Origin of the sequence: Arthrobacter sp. C2 (assembly GCA_024207135.1) — a bacterium.
In the GTDB taxonomy this organism is placed as follows: domain Bacteria; phylum Actinomycetota; class Actinomycetes; order Actinomycetales; family Micrococcaceae; genus Paeniglutamicibacter.
The window spans coordinates 4,410,477-4,424,845 of record CP042428.1; the positions used below are offsets into that span (position 1 = coordinate 4,410,477).

At 64.2% G+C, this 14,369-nt stretch carries 14 protein-coding genes and 1 pseudogene; 7 read left to right on the forward strand and 8 right to left on the reverse strand.

Annotated features, from left to right (window positions below; genetic code table 11):
- Positions 1–93: 93 nt before the first annotated feature.
- From FPY90_RS20145 to FPY90_RS20165, 5 genes are all read right to left on the reverse strand, one after another.
- Complete coding sequence (locus tag FPY90_RS20145) at positions 94–861, reverse strand: SCO1664 family protein (RefSeq protein ID WP_071215682.1); 768 nt, start codon at positions 859–861, stop codon at positions 94–96.
- A complete protein-coding gene (locus tag FPY90_RS20150) occupies positions 861–1,421 on the reverse strand; it encodes a DUF3090 domain-containing protein (protein WP_071215683.1) in 561 nt (186 codons plus the stop codon). Before FPY90_RS20150 ends, FPY90_RS20145 begins: the two co-directional genes overlap by 1 nt.
- Before the next feature lie 9 nt (positions 1,422–1,430).
- Positions 1,431–2,138, reverse strand: a complete 708-nt coding sequence (locus FPY90_RS20155) for an MSMEG_4193 family putative phosphomutase (RefSeq protein ID WP_071215684.1) — start codon at positions 2,136–2,138, stop codon at positions 1,431–1,433.
- Between the two features lie 293 nt (positions 2,139–2,431).
- On the reverse strand, positions 2,432–3,139 hold the full coding sequence (locus FPY90_RS20160) for an HpcH/HpaI aldolase family protein (RefSeq protein ID WP_083411358.1): 708 nt from the start codon (positions 3,137–3,139) through the stop codon (positions 2,432–2,434).
- 420 nt (positions 3,140–3,559) lie between these two features.
- Positions 3,560–3,835 carry a hypothetical protein gene (locus FPY90_RS20165; protein WP_498682995.1) on the reverse strand — a complete coding sequence of 92 codons (276 nt, stop codon included), beginning with the start codon at positions 3,833–3,835 and terminating at the stop codon, positions 3,560–3,562.
- Between the two features lie 311 nt (positions 3,836–4,146).
- Here FPY90_RS20165 and FPY90_RS20170 point away from each other — a divergent pair, with 311 nt between their 5' ends.
- Positions 4,147–4,344: a hypothetical protein gene (locus FPY90_RS20170; protein ID WP_498682997.1), complete on the forward strand. Its 198-nt coding sequence runs from the start codon at positions 4,147–4,149 to the stop codon at positions 4,342–4,344.
- 74 nt (positions 4,345–4,418) lie between these two features.
- Here FPY90_RS20170 and FPY90_RS20175 read toward each other — a convergent pair whose 3' ends face one another.
- A complete protein-coding gene (locus tag FPY90_RS20175) occupies positions 4,419–5,081 on the reverse strand; it encodes a cyclodeaminase/cyclohydrolase family protein (RefSeq protein WP_071215687.1) in 663 nt (220 codons plus the stop codon).
- A 343-nt stretch (positions 5,082–5,424) separates the two neighbouring features.
- Here FPY90_RS20175 and FPY90_RS20180 point away from each other — a divergent pair, with 343 nt between their 5' ends.
- The 3 genes from FPY90_RS20180 (at position 5,425) to FPY90_RS20190 (ending at position 8,193) form a co-directional block, all read left to right on the forward strand.
- Complete coding sequence (locus FPY90_RS20180; protein ID WP_071215688.1) at positions 5,425–5,610, forward strand: CsbD family protein; 186 nt, start codon at positions 5,425–5,427, stop codon at positions 5,608–5,610.
- 141 nt (positions 5,611–5,751) lie between these two features.
- Positions 5,752–6,993: an NAD(P)/FAD-dependent oxidoreductase gene (locus FPY90_RS20185; protein WP_498682999.1), complete on the forward strand. Its 1,242-nt coding sequence runs from the start codon at positions 5,752–5,754 to the stop codon at positions 6,991–6,993.
- A 108-nt stretch (positions 6,994–7,101) separates the two neighbouring features.
- Positions 7,102–8,193 carry a glucose 1-dehydrogenase gene (locus FPY90_RS20190; RefSeq protein WP_071215690.1) on the forward strand — a complete coding sequence of 364 codons (1,092 nt, stop codon included), beginning with the start codon at positions 7,102–7,104 and terminating at the stop codon, positions 8,191–8,193.
- Here FPY90_RS20190 and FPY90_RS20195 read toward each other — a convergent pair.
- Positions 8,190–9,494: a cation:proton antiporter gene (locus FPY90_RS20195; RefSeq protein ID WP_498683001.1), complete on the reverse strand. Its 1,305-nt coding sequence runs from the start codon at positions 9,492–9,494 to the stop codon at positions 8,190–8,192. The two genes, FPY90_RS20190 and FPY90_RS20195, sit on opposite strands and share 4 nt — an antisense overlap.
- Positions 9,495–9,931: 437 nt before the next feature.
- On the opposite strand from FPY90_RS20195, the gene FPY90_RS20200 reads away from it, so the two are divergent.
- The gene (locus FPY90_RS20200) at positions 9,932–11,170 is read left to right on the forward strand and encodes a serine hydrolase domain-containing protein (protein WP_071215691.1); all 1,239 of its coding nucleotides are present in this window, start codon (positions 9,932–9,934) and stop codon (positions 11,168–11,170) included.
- Positions 11,171–11,305: 135 nt separating this feature from the next.
- Here the strand turns inward: FPY90_RS20200 and FPY90_RS20205 are convergent.
- Positions 11,306–11,690: pseudogene (locus FPY90_RS20205) on the reverse strand (type 1 glutamine amidotransferase family protein); the annotation flags it as partial.
- Positions 11,691–12,077: 387 nt separating this feature from the next.
- Here FPY90_RS20205 and FPY90_RS20210 point away from each other — a divergent pair.
- Together FPY90_RS20210 and FPY90_RS20215 are read left to right on the forward strand one after the other, a co-directional pair.
- A complete protein-coding gene (locus FPY90_RS20210) occupies positions 12,078–13,001 on the forward strand; it encodes a polysaccharide deacetylase family protein (protein ID WP_498683002.1) in 924 nt (307 codons plus the stop codon).
- Positions 12,998–14,155, forward strand: coding sequence for a C45 family autoproteolytic acyltransferase/hydrolase (locus FPY90_RS20215; protein WP_071215693.1), 1,158 nt, complete (start codon positions 12,998–13,000; stop codon positions 14,153–14,155). The genes FPY90_RS20210 and FPY90_RS20215 overlap by 4 nt, the downstream gene beginning before the upstream one ends.
- The last annotated feature ends 214 nt before the right edge of the window (positions 14,156–14,369 follow it).

Sequence of the window (14,369 nt, forward strand, 5' to 3'; positions counted from 1 at the left end):
GCGGATTTCCCTGCCTGTAGGGATCTAGATGCTTCCCACCTGCGGCGTCCGTAGGACGACAGGTGCTTGGTCCCGTCGGCAACTGTTCTTTCCCTAGAACAGCGGCCAGGGCACCGCCGGCATCCCACCGCTCGGAGCCGGAAACCGCCGGGCCAAGCTCAACCGCGTGCAACGTGCGCCGAGCGCGGAGATTTCCTCGGCGGTGAGCAAGGGCGCCAGGTCGCGTCCAAGCTGGCCGTCCAGTCCTTGGATGATACGGTCCACTCCGTCGAGTTCCCCGGCGCTCAGGGAGGCTCCACTCCAACCCCACAGCACCGTCCGCAGCTTGTGGTCACTGTGAAAAGTGAGCCCATGGTCCACGCCGTATCGGTGTCCGTCCCCCATGGCAAGAACGTGGTTGCCTTTGCGGTCGGCATTGTTGATGACCACGTCGAAGACGGCCATGCGCCTGAGCGCCTGCGAGTCTTCATGGACGAGGGCGACCCTCCGCCCCTCCTCGTCCCGGCCCTCAAGGACATGTTTCCAGCCACTGTTCGGCACGTCGTCCGCAACCACCAGGTCCACGGCATTCTGGGCGGGATCTTGCTCCTGCCAGAGCTGCACCATTCCTTCACCCAGCGGGCCGTCGCGCAGCCAGGTGTGCGGCACGACGTTCCAGCCCAGGGCCTGCGAGACCAGGTAGGCTGCCAGCTCCCGGTGGGCCAGGGCGCCGTGGGGAAAATCCCACAGCGGCTGTTCACCTGCCATTGGCTTGTAGACGACCACCGCGTCGCCGATGCTGCCCAGGAAGGTGGCATTTGAAGCCGTGGTGATGCGGCCGGTGAGCGTCAGCTCGGCGGTTGTCAGGTCGGGTGCCGGCATCAGTTCTCGGGAAGTGTGCAGGTGTGTCCGTCGGCGTCCATGGGGTAGCCGCAGAGCAGGCACATCGGACGCCCGGCAGCCACGATCTCGCGGGTGCGCTTGGCGAATGCCCGGGCGGAGCCCACCGGCATGCTCACCAGCAGCATTTCGTCCGCGTCGGGGTCAATTCCCTCGGGCGATTCGACGTCTTCGTCATCGTTGTCATCGACATCGGTGATCGGGTAGGCCTTGATGACGACCTGGGCCGTCGTGGGGTCCCAACCCAGGCCCATGGCCCCGGTGCGAAACTGTTCCTGGACGGCCTCGAGCTGGTCGTTGTCGACCAGTTCAATGGGAGTGCTCCCGGGAACGCTGAAGGGGTTGCCCTCGAGGGCCATCAGCTGGTCGAGGATTTCATCGACCTTCTCGGCAAGCAGGGCCGCCTGCTGCTTCTCAAAGGCGATACTGACGATCTGCCGCCCCGCCCGCACCTGCAGGTAGAACGTGCGCGACCCCGGCAGGCCCATGGTGCCGACAATGACCCGATCAGGCCAGATGAATTCGTGAACACGTGTAGGCATGTAACCATCTTAGGCTCCGGAGGTTCGTGGCGCCTCCTGCCCTGCCCCGCCGCCCACCGGTGCGTCGCCGAGTGGGGTGCTGTTCGCCAGCCACGAAAGATCCCCGGCGTCGGTGTTGGTCGCGTGGACGGTCGGCCGGGTGGCGCCATAGCGCACGATGGACACGGAGGCGGGGCCCACATTGATGCGCTGGAACAGGTCGAGGTGCATGCCAAGTGCGTCGGCGAGGATGGCCTTGATGAGGTCCCCGTGGGTCACCGCAGCCCATACTGCCCCTGGCCCGTGCTCCGCTTCGAAGGCTGCATCGTGGCGTCGAATCGCTGCCACCGACCGGGCCTGCATTGCGGCCAATGATTCACCGCCGGGAAAGGTGACGGCCGAGGGTTGCGACTGCACCACGGACCATAGCTTCTCGGTCGCGAGATCTTCGAGCGTGCGGCCCTGCCACTGGCCGTAATCGCACTCGATGAGATCCGGTTCGATCGGCGCGTACGGGATGCCGGCCTGGCGTTCGAGGAGGAACCGGGCGGTCTCCCGGCAACGCTCCAGGGGGCTGGACACCACCGCGACCAGGGGCACGGCCGCGAGCCGGTCTCCGGCCCGAGCTGCCTGGTCGATCCCGATTTGGTCCAGACTGATGCCCGCTGCCCTACCGGCCAGCAGCCCAGCGGCATTGGCATTGGTGCGGCCGTGCCGCACGAGAATAACTGTCGCCATCCATCCAGCATAGCCATCCGCTCGACGGCCTTGTCCATCCGGGACATGAGAACCAGTCGAGAGCGGTCCGTTGTCATCTAAGTTGAACAACGAAAAGCCCGAAATCTAGGGTTTTGATTCAACTGTAATGACACGATTTTGGCCACTTTGGTCACTTCAATTGAATCAAATCTTAAAATCTTGCCTGCCCTCGCGCTCAAACCGCAAATTGCGATCTTTGGAATCCGACTGTCCCGTCATGACGAACGCTGAGCGGGTCAGCGGAACCGGAATCCCGCCCCTCAACGGCAGAATCAGCCATCCAGGGCTTGTGCGGCACCGGCCTTCAGGAGCCCCATATCCGTATCGGTGGCCACCCAGTCGTAGCCGAGTGCTTCGAAGGCGCTGGCCCTGACTGACGAGCCGGCGAAAGCGCCTACTTCAATATGGTGGTCATGGCACGCTTTTGCTATGTATCCAAGGGGGGAGTCCTTGGCGGCGAGCAACGAATCCACGTCCGTTCCAAGGCTCATTGCCAAGTCGACTGGGCCCACGAATATGGAGTCGATGCCCGAGGTACCAACGATTGCGTCCAGGTTTTCCAGTCCTTCGGCGGATTCAATCATCGCCGACAGGTGAATTCGAGAGTTCGCTTCTTGGGGGTTAATCACGGGCGCCCCGAACAGCGCACTCATCGGTCCCCAGCTTCTCCCGCCCTGTGGAGCGTACCTTGCCGCGTGGGCTACCTCTTGGGCTTCTTCGGCCGTATTGATCATGGGGACCATGATGTGGGTGGCACCTGCATCGAGAGCAAACCCGATATCTGCGTAGCTTCCGCTTCGAAGCCGCACGGCGATGTTGCCACTTGGCGCGGCAGCAAGAGCGGAAATTATTTGGGGTTCACTCCACAGGCCATGCTGCATGTCCAACCCGTGCCAACCGAAACCCATCTTTGAGGTTGTTGCCAGAATTGCCGGTGAGTCAAGAAAATGCCACAGTCCACGGCCTGAATACCTTGCCAAGTTGTCCTCCTAGAATACTGCCCATCGAACAGCGGACAGTCCATGGAAAATTTACATCTTTTCCGTGGGCAAGACGATTCAGCAGGGGTTGCGCGCTTCATCCTTTCGGCATTCATGTCGGGCATCTTCAAGGATCCTGCATTGGGTTGAAATTCAAAGACGTATCGCAGGGCCCCGTCCCTTAAGCCGGTCCTCAAACGGACAAACCAATCGTTGACCAGTGTCTTTGTGACCGCAAGATTTCTGGCGTCCCGTAAATGACAATGGGGCGAGAATGCATCACCAGTAACAAAGATGCGTCAACTGTGGTGACAAGAATCAGCGCAATGCTTCACCTGTAGCGACAAAAATAGGCAGGATGCGTCAACTGAAATGCCATCTGACGGCCTAATGCGTCAATTTAGTTGAGAATGCTTCAACTTAGATGACAAAGGACAAGAGCGGTTCAACGCGCCTTGCCGCCGGCAGACGGGTTCCGCGCAGCCTGACCATTTGTTGCACCAGCTTCGATTCCGGTGCCGCCAGATGCCGAGCGAAGTTGGGCGGTGCGGCTCCGGCTCGTTCCAGCGACTTGTTCATTGGCACGTTGCTGGACCACCGGTGTTCCGCGGCTGCTCCGGCGTGCCATTCCCGGGAATCCAGCGGGAGGTTCTTGTCCAGCAGGACCTGGATGTGGCGCCCCGGCAAATGTCCCACAGCCTGTGGGGAATTTGGCCGCCGGGCGGTCCACGCGGCTGCGAACGTGCGCAGGCAATGCAGGTTCGGTGCGCGACAGGCCGGTCATTTCGAGGAATTCCCGGCGCAGCTCCGCCGCCAGCCGGGAGATGACCGTGCTTTGCAGGCCATCGCGTTTCTGTTCGTTCAGGATCCGGGTCCGGTATTCCAGTACAAGTCAATGAGGGCGCTGTTCAGGACCAGTGGGGCCCGTACCCGGGCCGCGGACATGGTCCTTCACATCGGAGAGGAATGGGGTGTAGGTGTCGGGAAAGACGGGATCGTTTGTTGGCATGGGTACCCGCCTATTGCCGCTCCGGAACCCGGTGGGTGCAGCCCGGGGCCTGCTGTGGAAGACCCCGTTGTTCTTCGGTGAGCCAACCGGCATCGGCCCGACCCCGATGGTGCGCTTGGAACTCGCAGCGGTGCCCACGCGGGGTGGGCCCGCCATGCAGGCGAACTACGACCGTGCCCGCGGTCGGTATGCCTGATGGCGATGCCAGGGCCGAACCACCAACCATTTTCACACGCGCCCACGTGGGGCGCTCGCGTTTTTCTCCCTGCCCTATGGGGCAGCGTCGGTGGGAGCGGCTCGATGGTCGATCTCAGCCGTGAGGCTGTCTATGCGCTCCAGGGCGGCATTGAGGTCCGTGACCGTGGCCCAGAGATCCGGGTGTTGCTCGCGGATCTCTTCCATGGTGCTGCCATGGGAGGTGAGCGCGGCGAGGTCGAAACTGACGTTGGTGCGCGCCCCAGCGACCGTCGCCCTGAGGGAGCCGAACGCGACCACGACATCGGCGATGAGTGCCCGATTGCCGTGAACCGCGAGCCATGCCAATGCGTCGATGGCCTCGATGGCCCGCTGGCCCAACACTGCCGACGACTTCGCGGCATCCACGGAAGCTCGGGTCACGGCCTCATCACGCTCGGCTCCCGGTTCCAACCGGAACGCGGCACCGAAGGCCAAGGAAGCGGATGCGTCTTGGTCGGCCAGCCGCAGGGCCTCCTCGCGGAGTGCCTGGGCACGCTCCCGCACGCGGGAGAGTTCCGCCCGCAGGTCTTCCTCGGGTTCCGTGTAGCCGGCAACCATCGACGCCAGGGACGCGGCGACTGCCAGCATCAGCCCCGTCCCGGCCCCGCCGCCCGGTGAACCCGTCGATTGCGCCAGCGCGCGGGTCCAGTCCTCAACCGTCGAGTTCTGGGTGGTCACCGAGTCCGTTTCATCCATGGCACCCAGTGTGCCGCAAAGCGGTCGACTTTGTGCAGGGGAAGTTGAACCGGACAGCCACGTGGTTGCCGGCCATCGGCAGGCCCTCCATCATTCCGGGCGCCCCGAAGGCATCGCGTCCGTCTGTTTGCCCCGGATTCATCGCGTGGAAGCCCGTGCAATCGTCCGCCGGGACGGCCCGGCGCCCCGGCGGACGATGGCACGGGCGAGGCGACCGGCGGCACGCATGCAAAACTGTTGCCACCGGGCTTTCGATCAAATAGTTTGGATGTTCCCAGCGCTGGCCCGCATGCGGGCCAGCTGCCGGGATTGTTCCCGTTTCGTCTACCGAAGGAGGACCCCGATGGGTCTCGACGACAAGATTGGCAACAAAGCGCAGGAAGCCGCCGGCAAGGTCAAGGAAGGCGTCGGAGACGCCACCGACAACGAAAAGCTGCAGGCGGAAGGCGCCAAGGACCAAGCAGCAGCCAAGGCCAAGCAGGCCGGGGAACACCTCAAGGATGCTGCCAAGGATGTAACCGGCCACTAGGGCCGCTGCGGCCACTGGCGAAAATGCTCCCCGTTCCGGGTTCCGCGCTCATCGGGAACCTCTGGACGGGGAGCATTTACGTTCCCGGGCTGGGCCGGAATGTACCTGTTACGCGGACGTGTCCGAGGGTATGGTGCTCGTATGGACGACATTTACCAGGTCATCGTGGTTGGCGGCGGATTTGCCGGCATGGCCGCGGCCCGGGAGCTGGGCCGCAAGCGGATTTCAGTGCTCCTCGTCGACGCGAACAACTACCACCAGTTTCAGCCGCTGCTCTACCAGGTGGCGGCATCGCAAATAGGGGTCTCGGCAGTGGCCCGGCCGCTGCGTTCGGTATTCCGCCGCATCAGGGACGTGCGGGTGCTCACCGCCGAAGCCACGTCGATCGACGCTGCCGCCCACACCGTCACCACCGCGGACGGCACCCGGTACCAGGGACGGATCCTTGTCATTGCCGCCGGCGCCGTCCCGAACTTCTTCAACACCCCCGGAGCCCAGGAGCACGCCTACCCGCTGTACTCGCTCGACGATGCCGTACGCCTGAGCACCGCTCTCACCCGGACGCTGGAAACTGCCGAGCGGGAAGGTTCCGGCGCCACGGACGTCGTCATCGTCGGTGGAGGGCCGACGGGGGTGGAGACCGCAGGAGCGCTGGCCGAGAACATCAAGTACATCGTGCCGAAATATTTCTCGCCGGCCCTTGCCGACCGGTGCCGGGTCCATCTCGTGGACATGGTGCCCAACGTGCTCAACGCCTTTTCCCCGAAATCCCAGGCCTACGCCCGGGCCCGGCTTGGGAAGCTCGGGGTGCAGCTGCACATGGGCCAGAGCGTGGGCGAGGTCCGTCCCGACGGGGTGGCGCTGTCCGACGGAACCGACATCCCCGCGCGGATCACGGTGTGGGCCGGTGGCCTGCAGGCCGGGAAGATCATTGCCGAGTCGGGCCTGGCGCAGGGCAAGGGCGGGCGCATCGACGTCACCCCCGAGTTGCGGGCACCGGGCGTCGAGGGGATCTACGTGCTGGGGGACTCGGCCAACATCACCGATGACACCGGAGCCAAGCTGCCCCAGCTCGGATCCGTCGCCCAGCAATCGGGCAAGTGGGCGGCTCTCAACATCCATGCCGACCTCACCGGCGGCACCCGCCAGCCGTTCAGGTACAGCGACAAGGGATACATGGCGATGGTGGGCCGCGGCGCGGCGGTGGCCGAGCTCGGGCGCAAGCGCATCCAGGTGCAGGGGCCGCCGGCCTTCGCCTCATGGCTGGTTGTGCACCTGGCGCTGCTCCCGGGCGTGCGCCAAAGGATCCGGGCATTGTCGTCCTGGGCCGCCGGCTACCTGACGCACAGCCCGACGCAGGTGTTCGTGGCCAAGCCGGACTAGCGGCAGCGCCGGGGGAGCGGCATCGGACCGGTGCAAGCACCACCATTGCCTTGCCCGCCGCTGCGCGCGACGCTGGCCAAGGAAGAAAAGTCTGCTTCAGGAGTGCTCATGCAGGCCCTGACTCTCATCCCGGGCGTGAAGGATTCATTGGCGCTGCGCAAGATCCCGGAGCCGGGCCCGGACCAAGGCTCCGTGCTGGTGGAAGCACTGGCCGTGGGGCTGTGCGGGACCGATGCGGAAATCACCGCGGGCAACTATGGCCAGCCGCCTCCGGGCCACAAACAGCTGGTGCTGGGACACGAGAACCTGGGCAGGGTCCTGGAAGCGCCTCCGGGATCCGGCGTGGCTCCCGGAGACCTGGTGGTGGGCATCGTGCGACGGCCGGACCCACACCCTTGCCCGGCTTGTGCCGCCGGTGAATGGGATATGTGCCTCAACGGCAAGTACACCGAGCATGGGATCAAGCAACTGGACGGCTTTGCCCGGGGACGCTGGCGGGGCGAGCCAAAGGACATGGTGAAGCTGGGGCCGGGGCTGGCGGTTGTCGGCGTGCTGCTGGAACTCACCACCATCGTGGCCAAGGCCTGGGAACAGATCATGCGCATCGGAGCGCGCGCTTTCTTCGACCCCCACGTAGCGGTGGTCACCGGAGCCGGCCCGGTCGGCCTGCTCGCGGCATTGCTCGGGGTCCGCCGGGGGTTGGAGGTCCATGTCTTTGACATCGTTTCCGATGGACCGAAACCGGGATTGGTTCGTGGCTTGGGTGCGACCTACCATAGCGGAACCCTGCCCGAGTCCGGGATCAGTGCCGAGATCCTGGTCGAATGCACGGGGATCACCGACGTGGTACTCGACGTCCTGGGCCGCCGGGCGCCCGATGCCATTACCTGCCTGACCGGGGTGTCGGGCACCGGGAAGGAAACGGAAGTGGAGGTCGGTGCCCTGAACCGGCAGGCAGTGCTGGGCAACGGGGTCACGTTCGGAAGCGTCAATGCCAACCGCCGGCACTTAGATGCCGCGGCTTGCGCGCTGGCCGCTGCCGACCCCGCCTGGCGGGGCCGGCTGTTTTCCCGCCGGGTGCAGCTGGAAAACTTTGCCGATGCCTTCAAGCGCCACCCGGACGACGTCAAGGTCGTGCTGGAGATCGGGTCGGGACGGGCCGCGGGCAAGGACCGGGCCGCGGGGCGGCAGGACCGCTAAACGGTTGGGGTGGGAGCCTGGCCCTCGTCCCCGAAGCGCTGGCGCAAGCGGCGGTTGCGAAGCCGGTCCAGCCGGTTCATGGCCGGGCCGGCGGAAACCCCGTGCACGAGAATGGAAAGCGCCACGACCAGCCCGATGAAGGCCCACAGCTCCTCGGCCTGGCCACCGAAGTCCCCTTCGGCCAGCGCATATCCGAGGTAGTACAGGGAGCCGATGCCGCGCACCCCGAAAAATGACAGCGCGATGCGGTCCCGGGGACCGGTCCCGCCCCCGGCAAGGCCGATGAGGCCCGCCGCCGGCCGGACCACCAAGAGGAAGGCCAATGCCACCAGCACTTCCCTCCAACCGATTCCGTGCAGCAGCCCGCGCGCGATGGCGCCCCCGAGCAGCACCAGGACGATGACCGTCAGCAGCCGTTCCAGCTGATCGACGTAGTTGTGCAACACCCGGTGGTAACCGTGGGTGTGCTCCACGGCCCGGATGGTGACCGCACAGATGAAGACGGCAATGAAACCGTAGCCTTCAACCATCCCGGTCACCCCGTAGGCCAGGAAGACGGCAGCCAGCGCCACGAACCCTTCGGAATGCTCGGCCAGCCGGATGCTTCCATGCTTGGCCGAGAAGAAGATCCGCGCCAGCAGTTTCCCGGTCCCGAAGCCCAGCATCACCCCGATCCCGATCCGCCACAGCACGTCCACGGCAAACCACTGCGGAAACCATTGCGCCGGCGACGCACCGAGGACGCTGAGGGAAATGGCCAGATACACGAAGGGGAATGCCAGCCCGTCATTCAGCCCTGCCTCGGAGGTGAGCCCGAAACGAACCTCGTCTTCCCGCTCGGCGCCGGCCTCGTCGTCCGCCGGTTCCCCGACCTGCACCTCGGACGCCAGGACCGGATCGGTGGGGGCAATAACAGCGGCAACCAAGACGGCGGCGGCCAGCCCGAGTCCCAGGCCCCACAGCCCCAAAAGGGCCAGACCCACCATGGACAGCGGCATCACCACACCGAGCATCCGCCAGGTCGTGGCCCACCGCTTCCACCCCGGCGGACGATCGATGGCCAGGCCCGCGCCCATCAGCGAGACGATGACGCAGACCTCGGCCAGATGGGTGGTGAAGTCCGCGTACCTGACCGGATCGGGGTCCGGCAGGTCCACCAGCAGGGTGAAGGCGGCCATCCCCGCGCCCAGGAAGACCAGCGGCATGGACACCGGGACGTTGCGCAACAGTCGCGGCAGCACCGCCGCGGCGAACACGGCCACGCCTGCGGCGGCAAAGACAATGCTGGGAGCTTCAAACACCACGGGCCCTTCGCCTTGGCCACATCCTCGGGGCAGTTACTGGAACAAGTATCATTCAATCCCAGCCGCAAACGGTAGGGCCGCCCGGGATTTTCCGAGGGGAACACCGTGTCACGCTCAGGGGCGACACTGGACCCGGTACGCGAAGGATCACCTGGACAGGGAGTATCCGTCTGGAGCCGTGTTTCCGCCCCACGAAGCGGGCAGCGACATGGGCAGGGATCGAGGAAGTCCCTGCGGATGGAACACCGATCAGGACGTGCGCCCCGGGAGCCCCGCCCCTTGGTGTGCCGGAGGGCATGGGTGCCCGGGGAGGAGGCCGGTCCGATCTCGGCAAGAGGCGCGCAGTGAACGCCACGGGCATGAATCGGGACGGGATGGTTACCGGGTGGTAATGTCCCTATATTCAATGGCGCAGCAACGGACAAGGAACCCTCATGGACGACACACACCTGGACCACATTCCCGCAGGAGTGGACATGACCAGCTGGAAGCTTCCCGAGAACCTGCGCTGGTCCTTCCAACACATGGCCGACTTCCTGCCCACCGCGGTGATATCACGGGGTGAAGGGCCGGCGGCGCAGCTTCCGGCCGCCCACCGTGACCTGGATTCGGTGATGTTGGCCCCGGTCGTCGCCGGGGAAACGCCGGTGAGCGTGGGTTCGGTCATGGGCACGACCGAAACCGACGGGTGGATGTTCATGCATCGCGGCACGGTGCTGACCGAACAGTACTTCGGGGAGATGACGGCCGGCACCCCGCACCTGCTGATGTCCATGAGCAAGTCGTTGGTCGGCACGGTGGCGGGGGCCCTGTGCGATGCCGGGGTGCTCGATGACGGCGCGCAATTGACCGATTACCTGCCGGAGCTCGCCGAGACGGGCTATGCCGGGGCCACGGTGCGCCAGTTGCTCGACATGCGCTCGGGCATAGATTTCTCCGAGAACTATCTGGACCCGAGCTCGGGGGTGCGGATGATGGAGCAGGCCATCGGATGGTCTTCCCTAAGTGCTCCCGGGCCCACGGGCGTGTACCCGTTCCTGCGTACCTTGGTGCGCAAGACCGCCCACGGCGGGGTATTCGAGTACCGCTCCTGCGAGACCGACATGCTCGGCTGGATCTGCGAGGCTGCGTCCGAGAAGCCCATGGCCACGTTGATGACCGAGTTGGTATGGGGCAAGCTGGGCGCCGAATCGGATGCCACCATGGGCATCGACCAGTTCGGCACAGGGATATTTGATGGCGGGATCAACGCCACGATGCGCGACATGGCCCGTTTCGGGTCCCTCTTCCTGAACGAGGGTCTCTCGCCGAACGGCGAACGGGTGCTCTCCACCGAATGGATCGCCCGGACGCTGGCCGGGGCACCGGACTCCCGCGATGCCTTTGCCGACAGCCCCGTGGACAACCTGATGCCCGGCGGGATGTACCGGAACCAGATGTGGTTCCCGTACCCCGGCGACGATGTTGTGCTGTGCCTGGGCATCCACGGGCAGATGGTCTACATCAACCGTCCCGCCGAAGTCGTGGCGGTGAAAATGTCCAGCTGGCCGATGCCGCAGGACCCCGCCAGGCTCTTCCCCACACTGCGCGCCTTCGACGCCATCGCCGCGGCCCTCTTGGTGGAGGCCAACAGTGCATCACCGGCGGCGGTGGAACCCGCCGCAGCCGGCTGACAAAACCTGACGCGGCTGGAAGCATCGGCAATCCTTGCCGCCGCACTCAGCCCGGCGACGTACTGGCATGTTCGAAACGAAGGCCGGTGGCCGCCCCTCGCAGGGGCGGCCACCGGTTTCAGCGAGCTGCCGTCGTTAGTGCTCGTGGTGTTCGTCGGCAGCCTTCTTGGCGGCCTTTTCGGCGTCCTTGCTCGGCGCGCAGCGCGTCGGCCTCGTCGTGTTCCTCGGCCTTCTCCTGGTGGATGACCTCAGCCAGGAGCTTCTCCATTTCCTTGGCCACGCGGGCCGCGGAAGCCGGGTTCTGGCCGGCCACCAGTCGTTCGTCCACCACGACGTTCTCCGTGAAGTTCTCCGCCGGCACGTGGGTGGCGCCCTGCTCCTCGAGCCGGTCCGCCAGGAGGAACGGGACGACCTTCTCCTTACCCACGGCAACTTCCTCCTCGTTGGTGAAGGCAGCAACCCTCCGGCCCTCGACGAGTCGGAACCCGTTGTCCAGTTCCACGTTCACCCGTTGGCACGGCGGCGTATTGGTAGGTTTCAACTCGATGAAAGTTGCCGTGACGGAGCCCGGTTGGAAGAGGGCGGACCTCGACCCTGCGAGAAAATGTCATGGCGAGTCTGCATTCTCAGCCACCCTGTTTGTTGCCTGTGAATTCATGCATGACGTCGCATGATTGGCACACTATTCGGGATGTGAGCGAAGGATATATATTGGCTCGGCCATTTTGAGTAACCGTCGTGGTTTTGACGCACATCATCACGCCGCTACCCGCTTTGGAATCTCGACGTGAACCGGGGGATACGTCATTTGACCCATGACACAAGGCAATGTGCCCGGCAGACTGTATCTTCACGCAACTACCATGGCATTCCCATTCCCAGCGGGATGCCACACGAGTGAGGATACATGATGGTTTTGTGGCCGCAGGACAAGGATTTCGGCGCAAGCATTACCTTTGATTTTGACGCCGAAGAGGTTTGGATCGGAGAGAACCCCGCGAATGCCAACCGTCCCGGAGTGCTTTCGCAGGGAGCCTATGGTCCGCGTGTGGGAGTGCCGTTGATCCTGGATCTGTTGGCTAAGCACGACGTGAAGGCAACCTTTTTCATTTGCGGCAAGGATGCCCTGCGCCATCCCGAGTCCGTTAGGGCGATCTTGGCCAGGGGCCACGAAGTCGCTCACCACGGGCACTCACACACGAACCCCACTAAGCTCAGTCCCGCGGCAGAGCGCGCGGAATTGTACGACGGGCTGGCCGTGTTGCGGGACTTAGGTGCCGAGGTGACGGGATATCGGTCCCCCTCATGGGATTTCACGGACCAGACCCTTGATCTGCTTCAGGAAGCGAACTTCACATACAGTTCCAACATGCTCAACGACATCCGCCCTTACCGCTACGAGAGCCACGATATCGTAGAGGTCCCCGTGTCGTGGATACTGGACGATGCCCCGCATTTTTGGTTCGCCAATGACACCTGGGAAAAGACCATTCGCTCCACCCGCGAGGTACTCGAGGTGTGGCAGCCAGAGATTGAGGGCATTGCGGCACTGGGCGGACACGTCATGCTGACTTTCCACCCGATGATTTCCGGGCGCCCCTCGCGCCTGGCCATGCTCGAAAAGATCATCGTGGGACTAAAGGGGGCCGGCGCGTGGATTGGCACGGTACGGCAGACCGCCGAGCTGCTGGATGAAGACTCTCCGACCGGGACACTGTCCGCGGCCGAGGCCCCGACTTCGTTGCCCGCCCATTTGCTCCAGGCACCGGTGGACGAACCACATTTGGGCATCGCGGAGGTCGCTCTGGCAGGACGGAGCGGCCAGGCATGAAAACTGCAGGCTACCCGCGTATCCGGGTCAGTGGCGGCCCGTTTGAGCGCGGCGAGCAATACGGTTCCCTGGCCCGCCCGCAGGTGCACCATGCCCGCAACGGCTACGAGCGCTCCTTCGCCAGCAAGGGCGTGCCCTGGGCAGAAGCCGTCATCCATGCCCAGGGGTACGCTGAATCCATCCAGCGTTTCTTTCCGGATATCTGGGAAGAAATGCGCGGAATCGCCATGGGCGCGAACCTGCCGTTCGAAGACATACTGGCGATGAATTGCCGCACCGAGATCCTCTGGCGAGCATTGGTCTCCTCGCACCAGATGGCGACGGGTCGGGCCGCCTCGTTGCGCGGCGTCGGGGAGTGCTCCTCCTTTGCGATCGCCCCGACGCACACGGCACTGGGCCACACTCTGATGGGCCAGAACTGGGATTGGCTTGTGCATGGGTTCGATTCGGTTATCCTTCTGGAGGTTGAACGCGAGGATGGACCGAACTACGTCACCATCGTGGAAGCCGGGTTGCTGGCCAAGACGGTGATGAACGAGCACGGCATCGGCCTGGCAGTAAACACGCTTGTGACGAGCACTGACGGATCAACACCGGGTGTCCCGTTCCACGTGTTGCTGCGGGCGCTTGCAGATTGCGAACGAGTCTTTGATGCGGTGGAATTGCTGGCCTCCCATCCTAGGGCTTCCTCCGGAAACTACGTGCTGGGAGCCGCGGACGGGGCAATTCTGAATATTGAGACGGGGCCGGGGGACGCACGTAACATCAACATCCAGATTGCCAAACATGGCAAGACCTTCCACACCAACCACTTTTTGTATTCAGTGCAGGGCGGTTTCGACCTGGCTCCCGTGGCCATGTCGGATTCCTATGTGCGCCTGTCCCGGTTGCGCGAGTTGGTCGGCATCAAGGCACAGGCTGTCACCGTCGCTGCCCTGGACCAGGCCCTGCGCGATCACACGGACGCCCCGGGTTCGATTTGCTGCCATCCCGATGGCCGATCGGATCCTGCGGCGCAGTGGTCGACGGTCATGTCTGTCGTCATGGATCTGGAAAACCGGGTGCTGCATCTGGCAGAAGGCAACCCCTGCCTGGCGCCTAGAAATGCTGTCGATTATGCCGAGTTTTTACAGCCAAACCTTGTGAAGGCATAATCGTTCGCCTTCCCGTATCGCGTTTCCACTCACGCCCGCGGGAGTCGCAGATCCTTCAGGTTTAGTCTCCGTCGGGGGTGTCTAGACCGGCCAAGGTGCTGAACATTGAGGCAGTGGTGGTCCCTTTTGACTGGGTGCGTGCACGCTGTGAGCCTCGTTTCCCGTCTTCGGTGCCGCGATAACTTCGCAGGCCGCAGAAAACGACAGTGTTCTC